General features: G+C 53.4%; 24 protein-coding genes. 9 read left to right on the forward strand and 15 right to left on the reverse strand.

Going from position 1 to position 24,551, the window contains the following annotated elements; all coding sequences use genetic code 11:
* The first annotated feature begins 14 nt into the window (after nt 1-14).
* Nucleotides 15-1,115 (forward strand): uroporphyrinogen decarboxylase, encoded by a 1,101-nt coding sequence (hemE, locus tag AC3DKE_RS00280; protein ID WP_484216378.1) that lies wholly within the window; start codon nt 15-17, stop codon nt 1,113-1,115.
* A gap of 51 nt (nt 1,116-1,166) precedes the next feature.
* Here the strand turns inward: hemE and AC3DKE_RS00285 are convergent, their stop codons facing one another.
* Entirely contained in the window at nt 1,167-1,883 is a 717-nt protein-coding gene (locus AC3DKE_RS00285; protein ID WP_487989678.1) for a hypothetical protein, read from the reverse strand.
* 88 nt (nt 1,884-1,971) lie between these two features.
* Nucleotides 1,972-3,768, reverse strand: coding sequence for an ATP-binding cassette domain-containing protein (locus AC3DKE_RS00290; protein ID WP_340675493.1), 1,797 nt, complete (start codon nt 3,766-3,768; stop codon nt 1,972-1,974).
* 102 nt (nt 3,769-3,870) lie between these two features.
* Between AC3DKE_RS00290 and AC3DKE_RS00295 the strand changes: the two genes are divergently transcribed.
* On the forward strand, nt 3,871-4,077 hold the full coding sequence (locus AC3DKE_RS00295) for a SlyX family protein (RefSeq protein WP_340675494.1): 207 nt from the start codon (nt 3,871-3,873) through the stop codon (nt 4,075-4,077).
* Nucleotides 4,078-4,089: 12 nt separating this feature from the next.
* Here AC3DKE_RS00295 and AC3DKE_RS00300 read toward each other — a convergent pair whose 3' ends face one another.
* Both AC3DKE_RS00300 and AC3DKE_RS00305 read right to left on the reverse strand, forming a co-directional pair.
* On the reverse strand, nt 4,090-4,584 hold the full coding sequence (locus AC3DKE_RS00300; protein ID WP_340675495.1) for a DUF4442 domain-containing protein: 495 nt from the start codon (nt 4,582-4,584) through the stop codon (nt 4,090-4,092).
* 5 nt (nt 4,585-4,589) lie between these two features.
* Nucleotides 4,590-5,078: a YajQ family cyclic di-GMP-binding protein gene (locus AC3DKE_RS00305; protein WP_340675496.1), complete on the reverse strand. Its 489-nt coding sequence runs from the start codon at nt 5,076-5,078 to the stop codon at nt 4,590-4,592.
* Nucleotides 5,079-5,147: 69 nt separating this feature from the next.
* Between AC3DKE_RS00305 and AC3DKE_RS00310 the strand changes: the two genes are divergently transcribed.
* From AC3DKE_RS00310 to AC3DKE_RS00325, 4 genes are all read left to right on the forward strand, one after another.
* Nucleotides 5,148-5,645 (forward strand): DUF4442 domain-containing protein, encoded by a 498-nt coding sequence (locus AC3DKE_RS00310; protein WP_487989680.1) that lies wholly within the window; start codon nt 5,148-5,150, stop codon nt 5,643-5,645.
* Entirely contained in the window at nt 5,645-6,292 is a 648-nt protein-coding gene (locus AC3DKE_RS00315) for an MBL fold metallo-hydrolase (protein ID WP_411729433.1), read from the forward strand. The genes AC3DKE_RS00310 and AC3DKE_RS00315 overlap by 1 nt, the downstream gene beginning before the upstream one ends.
* Before the next feature lie 116 nt (nt 6,293-6,408).
* Nucleotides 6,409-6,813, forward strand: a complete 405-nt coding sequence (locus AC3DKE_RS00320) for a PA2779 family protein (RefSeq protein ID WP_379070824.1) — start codon at nt 6,409-6,411, stop codon at nt 6,811-6,813.
* 11 nt (nt 6,814-6,824) lie between these two features.
* Nucleotides 6,825-7,754 carry a PA2778 family cysteine peptidase gene (locus tag AC3DKE_RS00325; RefSeq protein ID WP_411729432.1) on the forward strand — a complete coding sequence of 310 codons (930 nt, stop codon included), beginning with the start codon at nt 6,825-6,827 and terminating at the stop codon, nt 7,752-7,754.
* Here AC3DKE_RS00325 and AC3DKE_RS00330 read toward each other — a convergent pair.
* Together AC3DKE_RS00330 and lipA are read right to left on the reverse strand one after the other, a co-directional pair.
* Nucleotides 7,744-8,238 (reverse strand): hypothetical protein, encoded by a 495-nt coding sequence (locus tag AC3DKE_RS00330; RefSeq protein ID WP_340675501.1) that lies wholly within the window; start codon nt 8,236-8,238, stop codon nt 7,744-7,746. The two genes, AC3DKE_RS00325 and AC3DKE_RS00330, sit on opposite strands and share 11 nt — an antisense overlap.
* 30 nt (nt 8,239-8,268) lie before the next feature.
* Nucleotides 8,269-9,282, reverse strand: coding sequence for a lipoyl synthase (lipA, locus tag AC3DKE_RS00335; RefSeq protein ID WP_487989682.1), 1,014 nt, complete (start codon nt 9,280-9,282; stop codon nt 8,269-8,271).
* Between the two features lie 172 nt (nt 9,283-9,454).
* Between lipA and sthA the strand changes: the two genes are divergently transcribed.
* Nucleotides 9,455-10,840, forward strand: coding sequence for a Si-specific NAD(P)(+) transhydrogenase (gene sthA, locus AC3DKE_RS00340; protein ID WP_379070812.1), 1,386 nt, complete (start codon nt 9,455-9,457; stop codon nt 10,838-10,840).
* Nucleotides 10,841-10,906: 66 nt separating this feature from the next.
* Here the strand turns inward: sthA and AC3DKE_RS00345 are convergent, their stop codons facing one another.
* From AC3DKE_RS00345 to AC3DKE_RS00355, 3 genes are all read right to left on the reverse strand, one after another.
* Nucleotides 10,907-11,761: a bile acid:sodium symporter family protein gene (locus AC3DKE_RS00345; RefSeq protein WP_340675504.1), complete on the reverse strand. Its 855-nt coding sequence runs from the start codon at nt 11,759-11,761 to the stop codon at nt 10,907-10,909.
* A 92-nt stretch (nt 11,762-11,853) separates the two neighbouring features.
* Nucleotides 11,854-12,414, reverse strand: coding sequence for a PH domain-containing protein (locus AC3DKE_RS00350; protein WP_340675505.1), 561 nt, complete (start codon nt 12,412-12,414; stop codon nt 11,854-11,856).
* Between the two features lie 110 nt (nt 12,415-12,524).
* On the reverse strand, nt 12,525-13,823 hold the full coding sequence (locus AC3DKE_RS00355; RefSeq protein WP_411729431.1) for a DcaP family trimeric outer membrane transporter: 1,299 nt from the start codon (nt 13,821-13,823) through the stop codon (nt 12,525-12,527).
* Between the two features lie 218 nt (nt 13,824-14,041).
* Here AC3DKE_RS00355 and acs point away from each other — a divergent pair, with 218 nt between their 5' ends.
* Nucleotides 14,042-15,994: an acetate--CoA ligase gene (acs, locus tag AC3DKE_RS00360; RefSeq protein WP_379070800.1), complete on the forward strand. Its 1,953-nt coding sequence runs from the start codon at nt 14,042-14,044 to the stop codon at nt 15,992-15,994.
* A gap of 30 nt (nt 15,995-16,024) precedes the next feature.
* A complete protein-coding gene (locus AC3DKE_RS00365; RefSeq protein WP_340675508.1) occupies nt 16,025-16,696 on the forward strand; it encodes a LuxR C-terminal-related transcriptional regulator in 672 nt (223 codons plus the stop codon).
* 10 nt (nt 16,697-16,706) lie between these two features.
* On the opposite strand, the gene AC3DKE_RS00370 is transcribed toward AC3DKE_RS00365, so the two are convergent.
* Genes AC3DKE_RS00370 through AC3DKE_RS00395 form a run of 6 tightly spaced genes read right to left on the reverse strand, consistent with a single transcriptional unit; the run spans nt 16,707 to nt 24,459 of the window.
* Nucleotides 16,707-17,519 (reverse strand): class I SAM-dependent methyltransferase, encoded by an 813-nt coding sequence (locus tag AC3DKE_RS00370; RefSeq protein ID WP_340675509.1) that lies wholly within the window; start codon nt 17,517-17,519, stop codon nt 16,707-16,709.
* A 3-nt stretch (nt 17,520-17,522) separates the two neighbouring features.
* The gene (locus tag AC3DKE_RS00375; protein ID WP_340675510.1) at nt 17,523-18,755 is read right to left on the reverse strand and encodes an FAD-dependent oxidoreductase; all 1,233 of its coding nucleotides are present in this window, start codon (nt 18,753-18,755) and stop codon (nt 17,523-17,525) included.
* Between the two features lie 37 nt (nt 18,756-18,792).
* Nucleotides 18,793-22,266, reverse strand: a complete 3,474-nt coding sequence (locus AC3DKE_RS00380) for a PAS-domain containing protein (RefSeq protein WP_487989687.1) — start codon at nt 22,264-22,266, stop codon at nt 18,793-18,795.
* A 60-nt stretch (nt 22,267-22,326) separates the two neighbouring features.
* Nucleotides 22,327-22,998 (reverse strand): lipoyl(octanoyl) transferase LipB, encoded by a 672-nt coding sequence (gene lipB, locus AC3DKE_RS00385; protein WP_340675512.1) that lies wholly within the window; start codon nt 22,996-22,998, stop codon nt 22,327-22,329.
* Nucleotides 22,999-23,001: 3 nt separating this feature from the next.
* A complete protein-coding gene (locus tag AC3DKE_RS00390) occupies nt 23,002-23,286 on the reverse strand; it encodes a YbeD family protein (RefSeq protein WP_340675513.1) in 285 nt (94 codons plus the stop codon).
* Between the two features lie 24 nt (nt 23,287-23,310).
* Nucleotides 23,311-24,459, reverse strand: coding sequence for a D-alanyl-D-alanine carboxypeptidase family protein (locus tag AC3DKE_RS00395; protein ID WP_340675514.1), 1,149 nt, complete (start codon nt 24,457-24,459; stop codon nt 23,311-23,313).
* Nucleotides 24,460-24,551 lie beyond the last annotated feature (92 nt).

A 24,551-nucleotide genomic window follows, 5' to 3' on the forward strand; every position in this document is an offset into this window, starting at 1 on the left:
GGAGGAAAGTGTCGATGTCTGAGTTGCAAAATGATCGCTACTTACGTGCCTTGCTGCGTCAGAGCACCGACCGCACACCGGTTTGGATGATGCGCCAAGCCGGGCGCTATCTGCCTGAATACCGCGCTACTCGCGCTCAGGCCGGCGACTTCATGAAGTTAATGAAAAACCCTGAGTTGGCCTGCGAAGTCACAATGCAGCCGCTGCGTCGCTTTCCTCTTGATGCCGCGATTTTATTCTCCGACATCCTGACTATTCCCGATGCCATGGGTTTGGGTCTGTATTTTGAAACTGGCGAAGGCCCGCGCTTTCAACGTACGGTGCGCACCATGGCCGATGTTGCGGCGCTGCCTATCCCAGACCCTGAGTTAGACACGGGCTATGTCATGGATGCGGTGCGCACGATTCGTCGCGAGCTAAAAGGCCAAGTGCCGCTGATTGGCTTTGCTGGTAGTCCGTGGACATTAGCGACGTACATGATTCAAGGCGGTTCATCGCGCGATTTCCGCGAGTCGAAAACCTTGATGGCGACGAACCCAGAAGTGCTGCACGCACTGCTCGATAAACTCGCGCAATCGGTAACACTGTATTTGAATGCGCAAATCCGTGCCGGCGCGCAAGCTATTCAGATTTTCGACTCATGGGGCGGGGCGCTTTCACATGGTGCTTATCGCGAGTTCTCATTGCGCTATATGCAGCAAATCGTCGATGGTTTGATCCGTGAAAACGACGGTCGTCGTGTGCCCATCACCCTGTTTACCAAAGGCGGTGGGCAATGGTTGGAAGCAATGGCGGACACTGGCGTTGATGCCTTGGGTCTAGACTGGACCACCGACTTAGGCGAGGCGCGTGCTCGCGTAGGCCATCGTGTTGCGCTGCAAGGCAATATGGATCCATCCATGCTCTACGCGCCGCTGCCACGCATCGAGCAAGAAGTAGAGCAACTGCTAGCTAGCTATGCCAATGTGTGGACGCCTGAGCTCGGTGAAACCGCCGGTAGCGGCCATATCTTCAACCTGGGCCATGGCATTGAACAGTTTGTTGATCCGGTGCACGCCGGTGCGTTCATTGAGGCTGTGGTACAGCGCTCGGGGAAATTCCACCAGCCGCGCTAAGCGGCCAGGTGCAGCTAGAGCTTAGTCATTCAAGCTCTAGCTGCATCGCTCTCAACCACGCCAGCTTTGGATGCGAGGCTCCGGAAATACCATTGTAAAGTCAGTGATTTTTATCGCAGCGATACAGCGGCCTTTCGCTAAGTCGGGAAAATAATCTGAGTTAAACTTCCAGTCGATTACCTTCGCCCATTTGCCATGGCCGGTCGTTGACGGTGTTAGCGTGTACTCAAGACCTTCCCAAACTTGCGACAATGTGCGAATAGCTTTTGGCACGAGATTAGTTGGAAGCGGCAGTTTAGGGCCCATGCTGCTAAGAACTAATTCGGCAATCATGTCGCCATTATCGGCAGTGAGACGAGCAGAGTCGGTGCCGCTATCATTAAAGTTGATCTCAAAGTCGCAGCGATCCTTCGGGATACCCCAGTTGCTCCTTCCATTAGTAACTGAGGCTTGGCTCGATACATAAATGCGGCTAATGCTGGCACGACGGGCATCGTTAAACTGAAAGCTTCCAGGTATGAATAACAGCTCTTGGTAAGGGCCGACTGGACTGCTGTCGTAGTTCACGAGCATGGCAATGCTAAGCTTGCTGCGGCGTGAGCTGCGTAAAGAGCTTGGTGTGAATGTGCAGCTATCCAGTACATCTTCGGGCATTTTCAATGCGATTAAATAGCCTTGGCCTGTCAGTGTCCAAGGCGCTGGTGCTTGCACATCAGGGAGATCGGTGTTGTCGTAGGAAGGTGTATTGTGTGAGGCTAAAGCTGTCATTTAAGGCGCTCATTTAAATTAATGCGCGCAGCCTGCCAAAGCGTGACCGCTTGGTCAAGCTTTGAGGCACACACTTTGCTTTTTTATCTTAAGCTTCGCCGCCAAACTCTTCCCAGCGTGACAGCAACACCAATAACTCATCATCAATTAATGGCAGGCGCTGAGCCATCGCGGTGGCTTTTTCGAGATCGCTAACAAAGAGTTGGCCATCGGCAAGTGCCGCTTGTAGCTCGGCCTGCTCAGCTTCCAAGGCATCGATTTTCCCAGGAATAGCATCGAGTTCACGCTGCTCTTTAAAGCTGAGCTTGCGCTTGGCTGGCTTCGCAGAAGTGGCCGCGGCTTTCGCCGTAGGCACTTCGCTCACTGTGCTAATGGGCTCTGGACGTTGGCGCAACCAATCAGCATAACCGCCGACGTATTCATTGATCTGACCTTCGCCTTCAAATACCCATGTGCTCGTTACAACCGCGTCTAAAAAGGCTCGATCGTGGCTAATTAGCAGTAGGGTGCCTGGATAGCTAACCAGCAGCTCTTCAAGCAGCTCCAGTGTTTCAACATCGAGGTCGTTGGTAGGTTCGTCGAGGATGAGCACATTGCTTGGCCGCGTGAATAGTTTGGCCAGCAGCAAGCGATTACGCTCGCCACCCGACAGCGCTTTCACTGGCGTACGGGCGCGTTGAGGTGAGAATAGGAAGTCTTGTAGATAGCCCAGGATGTGTTTGCGCTGACCATTAATCTCGATGTAATCCGAACCTTGTCCAACGTTATCAACCACGGTGGCCTCAAGGTCGAGGGCGCTACGGAGCTGGTCAAAATAGTTCACGGACAGCTGAGTGCCGTGAGTGATTTTGCCAGCGTCGGGCTCGAGGTCATCTAGCAGCATACGAATTAGCGTGGTTTTGCCGACGCCGTTATCGCCGATTAGGCCAATTTTATCGCCACGCATAATGACTGTAGAGAAATCTTGAACGAGGTTGAGACCACCGAGACTCAGGCTTAAGTTCTCCGCCGTTAGTACAAGCTTGCCTGAACGTTCCGCTTCGGCCATTACCAAGCGCGCGTTACCTTGGCGATTACGGCGCTCAGCGCGCTCGCGACGTAGTTGTTCTAAGTCACGCACGCGGCCTTCGTTACGGGTACGGCGGGCTTTAATGCCTTGGCGTATCCAGACTTCTTCTTGCGCGAGCTTTTTATCAAACACCGCGTTTTGATGGCCTTCGGCGCTTAGCTGCTCAGCTTTGCGTTCTAAATAGGCTTCGTAATTGCCGGGGTAGCTGCGCAGTTGGCCACGATCGACTTCGACCAAGCGAGTCGCTAAATTGCCTAAGAAGCGACGATCGTGACTGATGAACAACAGCGTGCCATTCCAGCCTAAAAGGAAATCTTCGATCCAAGTGATCGAGCGTACGTCGAGGTGGTTGGTGGGCTCATCGAGCAGCAAGATGTCGGGCTCGGTAACCAATGCACGTGCGAGCAAAACGCGGCGCTTACGACCACCAGAAAGCGAATTGAAGTCTGCGTATGGGTCGAGGCTTAAGCGCGTAGTGATCTTGTTGATGCGGATCTGGATTTCCCAGTCCTCTAAAGCGGCATCGCTATCGGGCAGATCATCAAAGCCGCCGGCAATAATGTCCTCAACCGTTCCGGTCCAGCCCTGTGGCACCTCTTGGCGCAATGACGCGACGCGAGCACCTTGTGTGCGCATGACTTCGCCGGTGTCGGCTATCAATTCGCCGGCAATGATTTTTAGCAGGGTCGATTTACCCTCGCCATTGCGGCCAATAACGCAGACACGCTCGCCACGCTCAAGGCTAAACGACACTTTTGATAGCAGCGCGGGGCCGCCAAAAGCAATGGATACATCACGCAGAGAAAGCAAGGCCATGGATATAACAACAGCTAAAGTTTGAGTGGCGCGGAGTCTAACAGATGCAGGCCTATAGAGCCTCTGCCATACTGCGCGGCACATAGGTTTTGCTGAGGAATAATGATGGAGTCGCGGCTGACAGACTTAGAAATAAAGGTCGCTTATCAAGATGATTTGCTCGATGCATTGAACCGCTTAGTGGCGACGCAGCAAGATCATATTGCGCGCTTGCAGGCCGATATGCGGCATTTATACGAGCAGATGCGAACCTTGCAGCCCAGCGGCAGCGGTAGCCCGGAAATTGAGCCACCGCCACCGCATTATTGAGCTGAAGAGCGCTTACTTACGCTTCTTACTGGTCCAAGCCCAGAGCATCTCGCAATTCACCGGCTGCTCGCCAGTGGCGTCAGTCACCACGACCGGCACCAGCACTTCACCTTTTGGCTCGTTACGAATACGGTTGATGTCGGCTTGCGTGAGCGTTGCCACTGCGCGCAAATCACCTGATGAACGGCGAACATAATCGACCTTCAAGGTTTTAATCAGCGGCATTTTGTCATCGGGCAAGTTCACGCCAACAACAAAGCCTGAGGCGGTTTCTGCTAAGAGCGCCATCGCTGCTGCGTGCACGCTTTTGATGTGATTTTGCACTTTACGGCGGTTCTTGATGCTGACAATCACACGGGTTTCGCTGATCTCTTCATAGAGCAGAGCCGAAGTGCCAACAAAAGGCACTACTCGACCAAAAATCATTGAAATAGCGCGTTGGCGTAAACTTTCTGGCAGGGCCTGAAAAGGCCGCATGGCGCGCGTGATGTTATTGCTAAAAGCCATCGCTATTAATCCTTGAAATTATTGAATTGCAGCGGCAAGCCCAGCTGCTGCTCGCGTAAAAATGCCATTACGGTTTGTAAGGTATCGCGCTTTTTATCGCTCACGCGCACTTTGTCGCCCTGAATACTGGCTTGAACTTTATGGCCATTTTCTTTTAATAGCTTCACTACTTTTTTTGCAGTGTCGCTGTCCAAACCATCTTTCAGCTTGATGATTTGGTGCATGAACTTGCCCGAGGCTTCCATTTTTTGTGGATCGAAAACTTGTGGGTCGACTTTGCGCTTGATCATTTGGCTTTCGAGCATGGCGAGCACTTGCTCGACCTGAAAGTCTGATTCAGCGCTAAGTTTAATTTCTTTGTTTTTCTCGTTGAAGCTTACCGATACTTCCGAGCCGCGAAAGTCGAAACGCGTAGCGATCTCTTTCGTGGTGTTTTGTACGGCGTGATTAACCTCGTAAACCTCGAGTTCTGAAACGACATCCATCGATGGCATGGTAAAGTGCTCCTTGGCAATGATGGGGCGAGTGTAGCCCAAATTGTCATCATATCTGAAGGTGTCTGTATGAAAGCGAGTCGTCTACGGTGGTTGTTTTCTTTGTATTTTCCGTTCTTAGGGGCGGGTATTCGAGTCGATCGTATCAGTCCAGACTTTAGCGAAATCGACGTTTCCATGAAGCTAACGTTCTGGAATAAAAATTACGTCGGCACGCACTTTGGCGGCAGCCTTTACAGCATGGTCGATCCGTTTTACATGCTCATCCTAATGAGACGCTTAGGGCCGAACTATATTGTCTGGGATCAGGCCGCGAAAATTGATTTTTTGCGCCCTGGTAAGAGCCAAGTATTTGCCTGCTTTCGCCTGCCTGATGGCCTGCTTGAGCAAATCAAAACGCAGGCCGCCACAGGTGGCGCCGTGCGTCCCGAGCTTGTTGTGGAGGTTGTTGATGCCGATGGCCAAGTGATTGCCCGCGTGAATAAAACCCTTTATGTGCGCCTGAAACCAGAGCACCGACCACCCGCTGCGGCCGAAATCAGTCGCCCGAACCAGGAGCTGAGTTAATGGCTTTACGCTTTCGTATTCACCCCGTGACCCCGTTTGAACAAAATTGTAGTTTGATTTGGTGCGATGCCACCAATGAAGCAGCGCTCGTTGATGCCGGCGGTGACGCCGATAAACTATTGGCTCTGGTCGCCTCCGAAGGCGTGACACTCACCAAGCTGCTAGTCACTCATGCACACATCGATCACGCCGGTGCCGTGGCCGATTTGGCTGAGCAATTGCACCTGCCAATTGAGGGACCACACCCCGGCGATCAGTTTTGGATCGATCGCTTAGATGATCAATCGCGCATGTTTCAATTTCCCACGGCGCGGCCATTTACACCGACACGTTGGTTAGACCAAGGCAATGAAGTTACGGTTGGCGCTGAGACCTTATTGGTGCGTCATTGCCCTGGCCATACGCCCGGCCACGTCGTGTTTATTTCTGAAAGTGCAGGCGTGAGTTTTGTTGGCGATGTGCTGTTTGCCGGCTCTATAGGCCGCACCGATTTCCCTATGGGCAACCATCAGGACTTGCTCGATGCCATTAAGCGTGAGCTCTGGATACTGCCTGATGATATGCGTTTTGTGCCCGGCCACGGCCCAATGTCGACCATTGGCCATGAGCGCCGTACCAACCCATTTGTGGCCGACCGACGCGGCTGAGAGGCGCATGTTAGCGCTTTGACTAAGCGGTTCGAAAGAATGGCGCGACTGGAGATATGTCAACGTGGTAGATGGTTTACGCGTATATTGGACAAGCTATCCATGAGGTAATAAAAATGAAAAAGTTCATTCGAGCTGCAACAGCAAGTGTATTGATTGTGACTACGAGCGCCTGGAGCATGGCTGCAATTGCTGGGCCCATTGCCCCGGAAACGTATTTGTCGAGCAGCGATAGCGCTGCAATTGAAGGCCAACGTGCGCAGGTGGTGGATTGGCTTCAGCGCGAAGAAGTACGTACGCAAATGACGCGTTTTGGTGTTGACTCAGACCAAGCGGTTGATCGTGTTGCGGCATTATCTGATGAAGAAGTGCAGCGTTTAGCAGAGAAAATTGACTCCACGCCAGTCGGTGCTGGTGGTGGTGGCGTTATTGGCGCCGTCATCTTTGTTTTCTTGGTATTGCTAGTAACCGATATTCTAGGCTTCACCAAAATCTTCCCGTTCACACGCTCCATTCGTTGAGTCGATCCAGTATGCGTCTAAGCCGACTCTGGCTGACGGCGCTGCTGGCGTTATTATTGAGCGCCTGCATGACACCGCAGGCGCTTGATTTACGCGTGCAGCCGCCGCCATCGGTAGAACTCAGCAACGTCCCTTTCTATGCTCAGCGCGAGTATGAGTGCGGCCCTGCGGCATTGGCCATGGTGATGACCTATCTTGGTTCGCCGGTCACGCCCGAAGCGCTTGCGCCATCACTGTATATTCCAGGTCGAGAAGGCACGCTCACCGATGAGCTAGTGGCTCAATCGCGCCAGCGCGGGTTTGTGCCCGAGCGCTTAGCGCCGAACTTGCGCGTGCTTGCACAGGCAGTCGCCGATGGCAGCCCGGTCGTGGTGTTTCAAAACAATGGTTTGTCGTGGTATCCGGTCTGGCATTACGCCGTTGTTATTGGCGTCGATACTGCACGTGAAAAGATTATTCTGCGCTCTGGCGAGCAGAAGCGCTTGGTGCTGAGTTGGTCGGTGTTTGATCGAACGTGGGCACGTAGTGGGCGCTGGGCTATTCGTTTGCTGCCAGTGCAGGCTGAATGGCCGGCATCCGTGACCTCATCTGTCGTGGCTAAGCAGCTCGTGGTCATGGCTAAAGCAGCACCGCCAGAGCTTGCCATGGCCGGTTTGCGCCGTGGTCTAAGTTATTGGCCAGAAGAGATTTCCTTGTGGTTGGCACAGGCGCAGCTCGCTGAACAAGAAACAGGTTTGGCCAGCGCTGAGGCCGTGCTGCAGGAAGGTTTGAAAGCGCAGCCGGAGTCGCCTTGGCTGCTAAATAATTTAGCCGATGTGCTCATTCGTAGTGGCCGTCCCCTGTCGGCGTTGGCCATGGCCCAGCGTGCTGTAAAGCAGCTTGATCGGGCTGAGACGCGCGCCACATTGGCGGCGGCAAAAGCGGCGCTAGCTACTGACTAATATAGCGCGTGATATGCAGCGGCAAGCTCAACGCACTATCGCCATCCAACAGTGCTTCGGGGCAATGGCTTAGCTTTTTTGGTAGTTCGGTAGGAATCGACGAGCTGAAGCTGATGCGGACATCATTGCCCATGAGCGTGCTGTGTAAAGGGCTTTTCCGGCGCCATAGAACATAGCGAAAGAAGTGCCCAAGAATAGTAGTGCGCTGCATGAGAGTGACGCTAATGCTGCCCTGATCATTGGCTGTGATGCTGGCGCTAGTGGCCGTTAGGTAGTGGTTATCGACTTGAATGAGCACGCGCTGCTGGCCGAAAAAGCGCCAGACGGCTAGCCAAAACTGCAAGTTTTCTACGTAAAAACGCAGGCTACCAACCTTCTTTATAGGTGCACGAGATGCCCAAGCGCGCCAGCCAATATCGACGCGCTCACCAGGGATTTCGCCACTGGCGTGGTTGATCTGCAAACGATGAAACAAGTCAGTCATGCGCTAAAAGCCATCCAGTAGTTATGGCCATCAATTGGTTTGAGCCGCAACAGTCATCGCATTGACGTCGACGCCAGCAAATTGCAGGTCGGCGTGATAGCTCGAGCGCACCATGGGGCCGCTAGCAACGTTGCGAAAACCAATTTTGCGGCCATAAGCGGCGTAGCGAGCAAACTCATCGGGATGAACAAAACGATCGACCGGCGCATGCGTTTTCGAGGGCTGCAAATACTGGCCGATGGTGACTAGGTCGACATCGTGAGCTCTCAAGTCATCGAGTAGCGCGAGTACTTCTTCTTCAGTTTCGCCAATGCCGACCATAAGGCCGCATTTGGTGGCGATGTCTGGGCGCTCTTGCTTGAAGCGTTGCAGCAGTGTTAACGAGTGCTGATAGTCCGAGCCCGGCCGAATAGCTTTATATAAGCGCTGCACAGTTTCGATATTGTGGTTGAACACGTCTGGCGGGCATTCGCTGATTAAGCGCAACGCGATATCCATACGGCCACGAAAGTCGGGTACTAAAATTTCCATTTTGATGTGAGGGTTGCGCTCGCGCACAGCGACGATGCAGTCGACAAAATGCTGTGCGCCGCCATCCTTCAAGTCGTCACGATCGACCGAAGTCACCACCACGTATTTCAGGCCAAGGTTGGCCACTGTTTCGGCTAAGTTATGTGGCTCTTCGGCATCGAGCATATTGGGGCGGCCGTGGGCGACATCGCAAAATGGGCATCGGCGTGTACAAATATCGCCCATGATCATAAAGGTCGCGGTGCCGCCACCAAAGCATTCGGCAAGGTTAGGGCAGGCGGCTTCTTCGCACACGGTGTGCAGTTTTTGCTCGCGCAGCAGGCCTTTGATTCGTGATACTTCGGCTGGGTTTTTAATGCGTACACGGATCCAGTCAGGCTTGCGCGGCATTTCCACGGTGGGGATGATTTTCACCGGAATACGCGCCATTTTCTCTGCACCACGCAGCTTCACGCCGGTCTCGATGCGCACAGGATTGGGGCTACTAAGAGTGGGCTCGCTGGAGTTGCTCATGATGGCTCATCAGGACACTAAAGATGTGCCTGAGTGTAGCGTAAAACCGATGCTAGTGTGCCGGCATGTATTACGCTGAGAGACCATTCTTTGGTTGAATAAGCCAGACAAACGCCCGTAAAAACACTACCCTAATAGTCAATCTAAGGCATAGCAAATAGGGCGGATCAGCATGTTAGCGCGTTACGATGTGGTAGTGATTGGTGCTGGACCTGCGGGTGAGGGTGCGGCCATGAAATTGGTTAAGGAAGGCCGGCGCGTTGCGGTGATCGATCAGCTTGGCGAAGTTGGTGGCAACTGTGCGCATGTGGGCACTATTCCATCCAAGGCACTGCGCCAGACCGTCTATAACCTGATGCGTTTTCGCCGTGACCCATTGCTGTCGCGCATGGCCGATATTCGCAGCCTGCCGCTGTCGCAAGTGTTGGCACGCGCGCATAAAGTCATTGATATACAAGTAACTACTCATCACCGCTTTTTCGAGCGCAACGACGTTGATCTGTATTACGGTGAGGCTCGCTTCGAGGATGATCACACCATGAGCGTGCTGACCTCTGAGGGTGTTAGCGAGCGCATTGGTTTTGAGTCTGCGGTAATTGCTACCGGCAGTCGCCCGTATCAGCCTGCTGACATCGACTTTAATCATCCACGCGTTTTCGATAGCGATAAGATCTTGAAGCTCGACTATCCAGTGCAAAAGCTGATTATTTATGGCGCTGGCGTGATTGGTTGCGAGTATGCATCGATTTTTGTTGGCCTCGGCTACAAGGTCGATCTTGTCAATACGCAGCCGCAGTTGCTGTCATTTTTAGACAATGAAATTGCCGATGCGCTGTCGCATTATCTTCGTGATTTAGGTGTGCTTATTCGCAATCAAGAGGAATACAGCAAGCTTGAAACGCAGGACGATTGCGTGATTTTGCACACGAAGTCGGGCAAGAAAATTAAGGCCGATGCCATTCTCTGGTGCAACGGCCGTGCCGGTAATACTGAAACGCTCAACCTTGAGGCCGTAGGCTTGAGTGCCAATAGTCGTGGCCAAATTGCTGTCGATGAGCGCTATTGCACAGACGCCGCGAATGTTTACGCGGCAGGCGATGTCATTGGTCCGCCCGCGCTAGCATCTGCTGCCTATGATCAAGGTCGCTGTGCCGCTGCGCACATCACTGGTAGTCAAGATGTGCCGCATGTTGGCGATGTGCCGACGGGCATTTACACCATCCCCGAGATCTCCTGCATTGGCCGTACCGAGCGCCAACTCACCGAAGATAAAGTGCCCTATGAGGTTGGTCAGTCATTCTTTAGGCATCTTGCGCGCGCGCAGATTTCGGGCGATGTCGTTGGTATGTTGAAAATCTTATTTCATCGCGATACGCGTGAGATTTTGGGCATTCATTGCTTCGGTAATAACGCCGCTGAGATTGTCCACATTGGTCAGGCGGTGATGAATTTGCCGAATAACTCGATCGAGTATTTTGCCAATACCACGTTTAACTATCCGACCATGGCTGAGGCTTATCGGGTGGCGGCGCTCAATGGCATGAACCGTCTGTTTTAACAGACACAAAGCGCTGCCTTAACACTAAAAAGCCCCGCCACATGCATTGTGTGGCGGGGCTTTTTTCTAGCTATTGCGGCTATGCATCCATTTCGCAAATGCACCGGCAGTGAAGAACATAAACAGGCTATACACCGCGGCAGGGATGATCATTGATGCCGATACCATTGCGCCCACGGCCATTGCTAGCGTGGTGTTATGCACGCCGAGCTCAATGCTGATGGCGGTTGATTGCGGGCCATCTAAGCCGGCGAGTTTTGAGCTGCCATAGCTAATGCCCATGGCGAAGACGTTAAGGCAGAGCACGGCTAGGCCGACGCTGGCGATATTGCTAAAGATATGCTCTTGCTCAGACCAGAGCACAACAAACACCACCAAGATAAAAAAGATGGTGGCGATTTTTTTCACTAGCGGCTCAAAGCGTATCGACCATTGTGTGGCGCGACTGCGAACAATCATGCCGATGCCTAGTGGTAGCAAGGTAATGAGCAGGATTTTCATCACGATGGGCATCATGGCGATTTCATATTGCGCTTCGCCATGCATAAACCATTGAGTCGATAAGTCGAGCAAGATCGGCACAGTAAACACTGCCGCAACACTACTAATTGCTGTCATGGTTAGTGATAGTGCGGTATCGCCTTTCGCAAGATGAGTGAGCATATTGGCAGTGGTGCCGCCTGGCGATGCGCCAAGCAATACCATGCCGACAGCAAGCTCTGGTGGTAGCTTAAAGGCTATTGCAAGGCCAACTGCGAGAAGGGGCGAGATGAAGATCAGGTTAGCCATACCGATGGCGACACCGCGTGGGTAGACCGCAACACGGCGAAAATCAGCGACTGTGAGCGCAAGCCCAAGGCTGAATAGAATGATAAAAAGAGAGATGGGCAGGAGCACCAAAATAAAAACGCTATCACTCATAGCAATGACCTAGGTTGTTTTAGTTGTGCCTAGATCATGCGTGAGACGAGTGACTTGCTCAAGTCCTAAATTTCAATACTGTAACGGGTGGTTTAATTACTTGCCGTACGGCGACTGACCGCGACCGCGATCGCGCGTTTTGCACGCGTTGGATGGCCGATAACCGGCCCCCAAACTACTTCACCATTGATCAGTTGCATGCCAACACGGCCAATATTGAGAGCACGACCGGTCGCACCTTGCTGCACCCAAATTGAGCTGATTTGATGCAGCTCAATTTTGCGTTCAGCACGCCCAGCCAAGCCTTCGCGAACTAGCACGCGATGCTGGTTGATGCGCATGACATTACTGGTTTGACGAAGTACGCCAAACAAGCCGGCCGCTAGCCAAAGTAGCCAGCCGCCTCCGCCGCCAGACAAAACGCCGGCCATTGCTAGAAATGCGTGAGCACTCCAAAACGCGGCAATCGGCCAAGCGCCGGTAGCGACGCAGAAGTCGACATGGCTATCTTTATCGGAAGCGGGAAGTGTGATGCTACGAAGGCGCTCAGTAGGGCCTCGGGTATCGAACTCGGGGGCTTTGCCTGCAGGAAGGCCATCGGTGATGGCTTCTAAGGCGCGTAAGCTGCGACCAGCAATGTGCCAGCGACTCATGAGCGTGTACTCAAATGGGCTAAGACAACTTAAGTGTAGGTTAGCCCATGGTGGTTTATCTGCAAGGCTTTAGTGGCAGATATGTATGGCCTTTGTGTGCCGCAGGGCGCTTAAAAGCTGTACTTGGCCATGAATTGCAGGCGATCTAAGTTGCCGTCACGACCATCTTCAACCTCGCGATTGGCATGTAGATACTCAGCGCCGATATCCAGTTTCGGTGTCACGCTATAAATGATGTTGGTCAAGCCAGAGAAAATGGTTTTGTTGGCATCACTAATGGCTGCCGTTGGCGCCAGAATATCTGGGTTATCTATTGATAAAACAGAGGCCTGAATGCTGCTGCGCAGTTTATCGGACCATAAATGGCGATAGGTCACATAGCCCGCGACCACGTCAATTGCCTCTAGATTGCCACTGGCATCGACGACGGCATCACCGCTGGTTCCGAGCGCAACATAGCGACCGAGGCCGCTGCCGTAGGTAGCCATATAGCGAATATCATCGCCGCTACTGAGATTATATTTGCCTGAGAGAGAAATGCCGTAGCCTTCGGTAGTTTCATCTTGGCCGGCTGCATTTTGGCTAGTTTTTAGCTGGCGCGCCAAAGCGGCAACGCTGATATGGCCAAAGTCTGCTTTGTGCGTATAGCGAGCAACTAAGTCTGGCATGGCGTTGGAGCCTTGATCAGTAATCGATACGGCACCAGCTGGAACACTTCGGCTAGCTAGTGCAGTTTCGGCGTTCTCGACGGAGAACTGCCAATTACCCGTGCTATAGCGTACCTGAGGCTGGCGACCGAAAACTGTGCCATCGGAAGAACCAACGAAGTCCACAGTTTCAGGTAATGCACCGAGGTCTTGGAAGGTTGTCCAAGTTTGGCCAATCAACCATTTGTCATAGGTCAAAAATGCGTGACGTAAGCCGGGATCATAGTTGTTGGTGACGCGCTCAGAGCCACGTGCCGGGCTCTGAAAATCCATCTCGATATAGGCTTTGACCGACTTGCCATCGCCAGCAGGCGTTTCAGTCTTGAAGAAGAAACGTGTTTGCTGCGCGTGCATATCAAACACTGAACTTGCGTTGCCATTGCCAGCAGAGATGGGCGTGGCACTTGGCACGTAAAAGTCGCGACCACTGGAGCTGCCGGCCACTGAGCCATCAGAGAAGCGTGAATACAGTGCGTCAACTTTTACATAGCCGCCAAAACTAAATTTGGTATCACCAAAAGAGACGCTGCTATTTGAGGTGACTGGTGCTGGAGTGGCTTTTTGTTGTGCCACTTGAGCTTCGAGCTGTTCTAGGCGATCGCGTAAGGCGGCAATTTCACTGCTAGTGTCTGCTAAGGCAAAGCCAGGAAACATGGCAGCGGCTAGTGGGGTCAGCAGGGCGATTTTGGTTAGGCGCTTCATCTTCTTATTCTCCAACGCAAAGTAGGTTTTGCTTGTATAGCGCTACGCTGGTGTGAACTGTATTAGGCATTGGTATCTAACACTTAGGTCGTAATGCTCGGTGCTGGTCGAGTTTTTGTGCCAGTGATACGAAAGGCTAATGCAGATAATGCCTTGCGCGAGGCATACTCGGGGAAGGTGCTAAGGCATATAAGACAGACAACTGAGGAGCCAACGCCATGAGCGACGCCACTGTAATTCCTGTACCAGCCCATTATTTAGCTGCGGGCACACGTAATACCGCCGATGAATACGCCACGCGTTATGCCGAGTCGATCGCTAATCCCGACGCATTTTGGGCGAAAGAGGCGCAGGTCGTGGACTGGATGAAGCCATTCACTCAAGTCAAAGATGTCTCATTTAACCCTGAAGATTTACGCATCAAATGGTTTGCTGATGGTGAGCTCAACGTTGCCGCCAACTGCCTAGATCGTCAGTTAGCCAAGCGCGGCGATAAAACTGCCATTATTTGGGAGGGCGATGACCCGCGTGAGTCGCGCCACATTACCTATCGCGAGCTTCATGCTGAGGTCTGTAAATTTGCCAATGTGCTAACAGCGAAAGGTGTCAAAAAAGGCGATCGCGTCACCATTTATATGCCGATGATCCCAGAGGCAGCGGTGGCTATGCTGGCATGTACGCGTATTGGCGCGCCGCATTCGGTGGTATTTGGCGGTTTTTCGCCAGACTCACTAGCAGGGCGTATTGAAGACTGCGGTTCTACCGTAGTGATTACTGCCGACGAAGGCTTGCGAGGCAGCAAAGCTGTACCACTGAAGGCTAACGTCGATAACGCGATTCGCACGCCAGCAGGTTCTGGCGTGACCACAGTCATTGTGGTTCGTCGCACCGGCGGCTCGGTGAACTGGGATAACAAGCGCGACTTTTGGTACCATGACCTAATGACCGGCGCTTCAGCTGATCACGCTGCTGTCGCGATGAACGCCGAAGACCCGTTATTTATTCTCTACACATCGGGTTCGACCGGTAAGCCTAAAGGCGTGCTGCACACCACCGGCGGCTATTTGGTTTATGTCACCAGCACCTTCGCCAATATGTTCGATTTACGCGAAGATGATGTGTTCTGGTGTACCGCCGATGTAGGCTGGGTCACCGGACATAGCTATTTGCTCTACGGCCCTTTAGCCAATGGCGCAACTACCGTGATGTTTGAAGGTGTGCCGCAATACCCCGACTGGAGCCGTATTGGCAAGGTCGTCGATAAGCACCACGTCAGCATTCTCTACACCGCACCGACAGCCATTCGCGCACTGATGCGTGAGGGCGATGGCCCAACGCTAGAAAGCAGCCGCAAGTCGCTACGCCTGCTTGGCTCGGTCGGTGAACCAATCAACCCCGAAGCATGGAATTGGTATCACCGAGTTGTCGGCGACTCGCGTTGCCCAATCATCGATACTTGGTGGCAAACTGAAACTGGTGGCGTCTTAATTACGCCATTGCCTGGCGCTGTTGATATGAAGCCGGGCTCCGCCAGCCGTCCGTATTTCGGCATTAAGCCCGCTATTTTAGATAACGATGGCTCGCTGATGAAAGGCGTTTGTGAGGGCAACTTAGTTATTACAGACTCATGGCCTGGTCAGATGCGCTCGATCTATGGCGACCACAAACGCTTTGCTGAAACTTACTTTAACGTCTTCCCCGGCGTATACACCACTGGTGATGGCGCGCGTCGCGATGCCGATGATTATTACTGGATCACTGGTCGCGTCGATGATGTGCTAAACGTGTCAGGCCATCGCATGGGCACGGCTGAAGTCGAAAGCGCCTTGGTATCGCATGTGGCGGTGGCTGAAGCTGCAGTTGTTGGCTTTCCGCACGATATTAAAGGTCAAGGCATTTTTGCCTATGTCACGCTGCAAGAAGGCCATGAGCCTAGCGAAGAATTACGCAAGGCTTTAGTGATTCATGTGCGCGCTGAAATTGGTCCAATTGCTGCTCCTGATCAGATTCAATGGGCACCTGGCTTGCCAAAAACGCGCTCTGGAAAAATCATGCGTCGCATCTTGCGCAAAATCGCCGCCAACGAGTTTGACGGCTTGGGTGACACATCAACCTTGGCCGATCCGAGCGTTGTCGATAGTCTGGTACAGGGCCGTCGCGCCGAGGCTTAAGCTATCGTTGCATTACTAGAGAGGTGTGCCATGTATTTTGTGATTGCCGATGATCATCCGCTATTTCGCGATGCCCTCAAAGGCGCCGTGGCACGTCTTTACCCCGATGCGACGATTGCCGAAGCTGACACCACGGCATCGTTGCAGACGTTATTAGAGCGTGGCGAAGAGCCTGATCTATTGCTCTTGGATTTGCACATGCCCGGTGCGTCAGGTTTCTCAGGCTTGATTCATGTGCGTGCGCGCTTTCCATCGTTGCCGGTGATTGTGGTCTCTGGCAATGAAGAGCCTGGGGTGATTCGTCGTGCGGTGGCGCATGGTGCCAGTGGCTATATTCCGAAGTCGACAGGCTTGGATGAAATGGCGAAAGCCATTGCGCAAGTGCTCGATGGCGATGTCTGGTTGCCAGCCAGCGCGGCGAGTTCACAGCCTACGCATTTAGCCCCAGATGAAGCCGATATCGCCAAGCGTTTGCGTGATCTCACACCGCAGCAATTTCGCGTGCTGATGATGCTCGCCGATGGCCTGCTGAATAAGCAGATCGCCTATGAGCTGAACGTGTCGGAAGCGACTATCAAGGCGCATATGACCGCTATTTTGAAGAAGCTTGGCGCATCAAATCGAACGCAGGCGGTAGTGGCTGCATCGAAGCTGCAACTCGACCCAAGTATGCGTTTAGCGCAGGTAATTGAAGAAGATTGATCGCGAGTTTTTACGCGGATTTTTTGCCAGAAATAAGCACATAACGCACCTTGCCGCTCGCGACTAATGAGCGGCAGAGTCGGGCTGTTAAGCTTAGTTTCCACCATGCCGGATGCAGCTGATCGCTAAGCGACAGGCTTTGTTTGCGATGCGCAATGGCAAGAGCAAAGCCTGCTAATACTGACTCTGTTAAATCATCGATACGCTGTATTGCTAAGCCGGCATTTTCAAAAATACTCGGCGGCTCAACACTCGAAAATGATTGATGCCAAACACCGGACCAGGCAATGCCACAGGCCAGAAGCTGAGTTTTTAGCTGCGCTTTTTGTGAGCGCGTGAGCTCGGTATTAATGTGCAATGTGCTTAGCGCCCAACGTCCCTGCGGCGTGAGCTGAGCGGCAATATTACCTAAGCTAGAGCCGAACGATCGGGCATGATAAAGCGCATCAACAGCGATGATGACATCAACTAGCGGCAGCTCAGACCACGGCGCATCAAAGTCTGCCTGAATGCCACGATGATTTACGCCAAGCCCCTTGAACTCAGCCGGCAGCGTCGTTAGGGCCTGATCAATCGTGATGATATTGCGCACACCATGGCTCGCCCATAAGCGCAGGCTAGCACCTGCCCCTGCGCCTAGCTCAAGCAAGCTGTCACGCTCGTTTATGCCAACTGCAGCAGCATGCAGCAGCGCTAATCGATTCGCTGCTTCGTTGTATGGCTGGTCCGAGCTGAGCTGATTATCTTCGCTAATCCAAGCACCGAGATTGCTCCAGTGCGGGGCAGGGCCAACGGCGCCTAGTAAGCGACTTTGTGTATCCACGCCTTAAGCTTTTGCAGCAGGAATAAATGCTGCCACTGCCTGTGCCGAACGCACTGCAGACTCCAATAACGGCACGCCGGCATGAGCCCATGAGCCGCAGAAAAATACACGGCGGCCAGCTTCTGCATGCAGCACGCGCAGCTGCTCATGCACACTGTGAGTGCCGCTATGAACTACGGCGCGCGCCAGTGGCACACGAACGATCACATGTTCATCGGCTGGTGGGAATAAGGGATTCCACGTTTGCAAAATAGGCGCAGCATCTTGCAGGCTAGGCTCCACAGCATTGACCCAAACACTAAACATCGCCTGCGATAAATCGCGCGAGATGCTGTAGTTCAACGCCGACCAATCGCTGCGTTTTGCCGGCAAAAAGCGCGTATCGGTATGCACCCAAAGCTCGCCATGATCGAAACGAATGCCCTGCATTAAGGTCTGTTCGCGCTGCCAAGGCGTATCGAGAAAGCCGAGTTGATTAGCTTGAGTTGCCACCACCACGCGATCAAAAATACCACCTTCGCCACGAGCATTAAGTACTTCAACACCCTCAGCCAACTCACGCACCGATTGCACAGGGCTGCCGCTAATGCGCAAGAGGTCTTTGCCGAGCGCAGCCACTAGTGCCGGCGTGCCACCTTGCAAGCGCACCAAAGTATCGCCATGGACAATAGTGTTGAGTAAGGACAGCAGTTGATGCGCAGGCCAGGCCAATAGATGCTGCTCATCGCAGGTGCAGATAGTCGTTAGCAATGGCAGCACTAGTCCGCGCCAAAATAACGGGTCGAAAGAGGTGTCGGCGAGTAGCTCAGCTAAAGTGCGCGGATCATCGGCGCTGAGGTCTGCTAGGCAAGTACGTAGTTGCCAAAAGCCACGTGCAAGACGGGCGCTATTGAGACCGATATGACGCCATGAGCCCACGCTCGGTAGGCCAAATAAGCGGCTGCTGCGAAACCATGTGGATTGATCATCGAGCCAACTGCAGGCGGCAAATGTATCGACTGGAAATGTTGAGACACCAACGGAGGCGGCAAGATCGATCACGCTGCCCCAAACTTGTGGGCTCATTACGCGCAAGGGCACATCGACTAGGCCACCTTGCCAGTTCAGGCTATGCGCATCCATGCCATGGCCATTTTGTGCTTCAAAAATCGTGATGCGATGGCCTGCGCGCGAGAGAAAGTGCGCGGCGGCTAAGCCGGCCATCCCGCTGCCAATAATGGCGATGTTTTGCTGCATAAACTAAGGCCTAGGGCGTACCCAGCTAATAAATGACTTAAAGCGATTGTGCGCTGGCGGCTAAAAATGCGCGCAATGCCGCGGGTTTAATGGGCTTACGCAGTAAGCCAAAGCCCGCAGCGCGCACCGCTTGCGCAGTCTCATCGCTATGATCGGCTGTCACTAATGCGCCAACTCGACCAACGGCTAAGGTGAGCAGCAAGTCTAAACCATCTTCGTCGTTGGCCAGATGATAGTCTGCCAAAATTACCTCAGGCTGATATTCCGCCAGCTGCGCATGCGCTTCTGCACCATTGCTAGCAACGACGACAGTGCAGCCCCAGCGACCTAGTAAGGCCTGCATGCCAGCTAAAATCTCTGGCTCGTTATCGATGCAGAGCACCGTTAAGCGACTTAAGTCGCCGGCATTCGCCACGGCTAAGTCGCTGCTATTTACATCGCGAATGGCAGGTGAGCAGGCGCTCATGCGAATGCTAAAGCAGGCTCCACGACCACTCGCCGAGCGCAGGCTAATGCGATGCCCAAGCAGCCGCACCATGCGATCGACAATGGCGAGACCCAGGCCAAGGCCTTTTTCGCCCCAAGGAGAAGCTTCGCCGCCACGTTGAAACTCTTCAAAAATACTGGCTTGTCGGCCCAAAGGAACACCGGGGCCAGTATCACGCACATCAAGACGCCAGCCTTGGCCATTGTCGCAGCGACGCAAGCCAACGAGCACGCCGCCATTGCGGGTATAGCGCAGGGCATTGCTTAGTAAGTTTTGAATAATGCGGCGCAACCATTGCCTATCGCTGCGCACCCAAATTGCGCCCTTGGGCATCCATAGTCTTAGGGTAAGGCCACGTTGAGCTGCTAAGGGCCGGACTTGCTCAATCAGTTCGATTAACAGCGCATCTAGCGCGATGGCTTCGGGGTGCGGCAGTAGTGCTCCCGCATCTAGGCGTGAAATATCCAGCAAGGCCGAGAGTAACTCTTCAGCGCCACGCAGCGAGCTATCGAGCTGCTGGGCCAATACGCCGACCTCGCCAGATAGCTCAGGATGCTGGCTTAGTGCTGATGAGAACAGTCGCGCGGCATTCATTGGCTGCAAGATATCGTGGCTGGCAGCGGCTAAAAAACGTGTTTTAGATTGGTTGGCTTCAACAGCTTGGCTCTTCGCCTGCTCTTGTGCCGCTAGAGCTGTCTGTAGCTCGGCCGTGCGCAATGCAACACGTTCCTCTAGTTCGGTTTTGGCTTCAGCTAGTGTGTGTTCAGTACGCTTGAAGTGTGTGATATCGGCAAATGTAGTCACAAAGCCGCCGCCGGGCACTGGCCGTCCGCGTAGCTCTAACACTTGGCCATCGGGCCGAATGCGTTCAAAAATATGCGGGCTGCCTTCGCGCATATGACGAATGCGCTTTTCGACATGGGCGTCGATTAGGCCTGGCCCGCACTCGCCTTGTTCGGCGTTATAGCGAATCAAATCTGCCACAGGGCAACCGGTATAGACCATGCCATCGGGGTAATCAAAGAGTTCAAGATAGCGTCGATTCCATGCCACCAAGCGCATTTCAGCATCGACCACACTAATACCCTGCTCGATGTGCTCCATCATGGTGTTGAGCACGCCGCGATTAAAGCGCTGCAGCTGTGAGCTTTGATCAAGCAAGGCCACTACTTGGCCAATCTCTAAACCACTGCCGCGCAGAACCGTGGTTAAAATGGCACGCGATGATGCGGCGCCCATGGCACCGGCTAGCAAGCGCTCGGTAAATTGCACCCAAGCACGACTGGCCGAGCGGCGTAAGTCGAGTTGCTGGCCACGCCCGCGAGCAAACTGATCAAAGGCTTGATTTGTCGCTTCCTCACCTAGGATACGAGAGGCCAAAGCGTGAAGCTCGCTGACCGGTAGGCGCTGCCATTCTTCTGTATGTAGCGCTTGGCTTTGCGTGGTAAATGGATCAAGAAAGTGGCTGCTTTCAAGCTGCTCACTGATGCCTGGGCGAAAGCGTAAAGACACCACAACAAAGCAGCTGATATTGACCAACAAACTCCAAAATACACCGTGCGTGAGCGGGTCCCACCCCTCTAGATAAAACAACGCTTGTGGGCGTAGCCAGCTGAGGCCGAATGGTCCTTGACTGAGCCATTCAGCACTGAGGCCAAGCGCGGGCAGCATGGCGGGGATCATTAGTGTGTAGGCCCAGACACTGATGCCGGCGATGAGACCGACCATCACGCCTTGGCGACTGCCGCCGCGCCAAAACAGGCCAGCAAGCAGGGCGGGAGCGAAGTGCGCAACGGCTGAGAATGCGAGTAGGCCGACGGCGTTGAGCTGAGAGAACTCTTCAATGACTCGGTAGTAGCCGTAGCCGAGTAGCGTTAGCGCAATAATTGATAAGCGGCGAATAAGTAGGAGTCGGAGCGCGAGACGCTGGCCAAAGCGCTTCGAGCGCAGCAGCATGGGCACAACCAAGTCGTTGGTGATCATGGTCGATAATGCCACGCTGGAGACGATCACCATGCCGGCGGCAGCGGAGAAGCCGCCGATAAAGGCAAATACCGCGAGAGCTTCATTATTGGCCGCTAACGGCAGCGCGAGCACGGCAATATCGGGATGCATGCGCGCCAAGCCGGGGTCGAGCAGAGCCATTGCGGCGATGGGTAAAACCGCTAGCGAAATCAACAGTAAATAGCCGCCAAACCAATTATGCGACTGGCGAACATGGCTGGCATCGTTGCACTCGACAACGCCGACATGGAACTGGCGCGGTAAGCAGACCATGGCTAAAAATGCCAATAGGACTTGCGCTAGAAAACCTTGCGGCAGATCACTAGGTCGGGCTAATTGATCGAGTGCTGGTGAGTTAATCCAATCGCTAGGCAGGGCATCGAGATGCAGTAGCGCGAAAATGCCGACAGCGACCAATGCGGCAAGCTTGACCACAGACTCAAGCGCCACGGCGAGCATCAGGCCTTGATGGTGCTCGGTGGCATCGATGTGGCGCGTACCAAATAAGATGGCGAGAGCGGCCAGCACCAAGCTAATCCACAGCGCGGTATCGCTAGTCGGGAAGGGGTTGTTGAGGCCGGCTGCGCTGAGCACATTAACGCTCATGGCCACCGCTTTAAGTTGCAGCGCGATATACGGCAGCGCGCCAATAATGGCAATTACCGCAACGGTACCTGCTAGATGCTGAGCCTTGCCATAACGTGCGGCAATAAAGTCAGCAATGCTGGTAATCGACTGCGCCTTGCTGATGAGTACCAAACGCTCCATCAAGCCGCGAGCAAATAGAATAAACAGCAGCGGGCCGAGATAGATAGGCAGGTAGCCCCAGCCATTGGTTACGGCAGAGCCAACGGCGCCATAAAACGTCCACGAAGTGCAGTACACCGCGAGCGTTAGGCTATAAATAATGCCTTGCTGACGATGGCTTAAACGCGGGCTGTGATGGTCGCCCCAATACGCCACCGCAAATAGCAGTGATACATAGAGGACGGAGACTAGGGGCAGAAGCCACTGTGGCATAGCGCCATTCCATCAATGATAAGAACGACTTGCGACTATGGTATATGAGCGATTGGCTGTCTAGCGCTGCTCATCTAGACCAAGGTCTAGTTCAGGGAAGTGTTGGCTCAATGCCAAGCAGCAGGCTTTATCGACTGCGGTGATTAATTCGCGGTCGCTGAGTGCGCGCGAGGGATGGTCTTGCGCTAGTTCATCGCGCAGTTGGCACATGACTAGGCCGGCATAGCCGCAGGGGTTGATGCCGAGAAAGGGTTGCATATCCATGGCGACATTAAGCGAGAAGCCGTGATAGCTGCGACCGCGACGAATGCGCAGTCCTAGCGAGGCAATTTTGCGACCTTGCACATAAACACCATGCGCGTCGCGATTGGCTTCAGCGGCAATGCCAAAGGAGCGAATGGCATCGGTGAGTGCATCTTCCACGCGCTCAACAAATTTGCGCGTGTTAACGCCAATACGATCGATGTCGACTAGTAAATAGCCGACAAGCTGGCCAGGGCCATGATAGGTAACCTGGCCGCCGCGATCACTTTGCACAATGGGAATGTTGTTGCTGAGCAAGACATGTTCGGGCTTGCCTGCTTGGCCTTGGGTGTATACCGGCGAATGCTCGAGCAGCCATAGTTGGTCACTGCTATCGGCATCGCGCGTCTCGGTATAAGTCTTCATAGCCTCATAGCAGCCCGAATATTCGAGCTCTGCTAAGCGGCTAATCTGCCAAGGACGTGCCATGATTTAGAGTGCTAAACGAATGGCCGGCTCAGCGGCGAGCGCGGCGTAGACATCGTTAATCTGCTCTTTGCGCTCGGCATGAAAAACCACTCGTATCGATACATATTTGCCTTTCGACGAGGTCTGCATCTCAATTGTGGCTGGATCAAAGCTGGGCACATATTTGCAAATGAGGTCGGCAACAATCTGTGCCATTGGCTGGCTCGCCTCTCCCATGACTTTTAAGGGGTAGTCCATGGGAAAGACCCATAGTTCTTCATTCTTAATGTCGGTAGGGCGTTCAGTCATTGCCGGCCTCGTCTGTGTAGTGGCTTAGAATAAGTTGGTCAAAAAGCGTTTTAGGTAGTGCCACATGCGCACCACGAAGTTGGCTTCTTCAACAGCTTCCATGGCGACAACTGGCTGAGTGGCAAGCACTTTGCCATCGATGCTAACCACGACTTCGCCAACCACTTGGCCTTTGGCGATTGGTGCGCTGAGCTCTGGCTGCAAACGTGTTTTTGCTTCAACTGAATCTTTTTTGCCGCGTGGCAGGGTCAGCGATAAATCATCCGCTAAGCCAACTTTCACAGTGTCGGCAACACCAAACCACAATGGCGCTTCAGAGAGGATGGTGCCAGCTTTCATTGGTGTCACGCTTTCGTAGCTGCTAAAGCCCCAGTTCAATAGAGCGCGCACTTGGTCTGCACGAGCTTGCATACTGGTGGTGCCCATAACGGCGGCAATCAAACGCATGCTACTACGTTGGCTAGATGCTACTAGGCAATAGCCTGCGGCATTGGTGTGGCCTGTTTTCAAGCCATCGACAGTTGGGTCAGTATAAAGCAGGGCATTACGGTTGCCTTGCTTGATGTTGTTGTAAGTAAAAGACTTTTCCGAATAAATCGGGTAGTACTTATTGCTATCTTTGATGATGGCGCGTGCCAAGATCGCCATATCACGAGCGGTAGTGATATGGGCTGGGTCGGGCAAGCCAGTGGCATTCATAAAATGCGTATTTTTCATGCCTAAGCGCTTAGCTTCGCCATTCATGATCTCGGCGAATGCTGGCTCTGAGCCGGCAATATGTTCAGCTAAGGCTTTCGATGCATCGTTACCGGATTGAATAATGACGCCACGGAGCATGTCGATGACAGTGGCTTGACCATTGAGCGGCAAGTACATGCACGATTCATTGCTAGAGCCACGGCACCAAGCGTGTTCGCTAACGCCGACCAAATCAGTCTCTTTTAGACGACCTGAATCGAGCGCACGTTCGACGATGTAGCTGGTCATCATTTTGGTCAATGATGCTGGCTCAACCGGCATGTCGGCGTTGTTGTCAGTGAGGACTTGGCCAGAGGCAAAGTCGATCAAGATTGAGGATTTATTATCGAGCGCGGGCGGGGTTGGAATAACAAAGGCCAGTGCGGGGGCGGAGACTAAGCTCAACACCAAGGGCAGGGCTAAACGAAAATTCATAACAGATCCTAAATCGGTGTGTGGCGGGCACAGTTCAGGCGAGAGCTGGGACTGTGCGAGAGCGCGCCTAGTTTACTGCATGATGCCCTCGG

The sequence above is a fragment of the Paraperlucidibaca sp. genome, assembly GCF_982810325.1.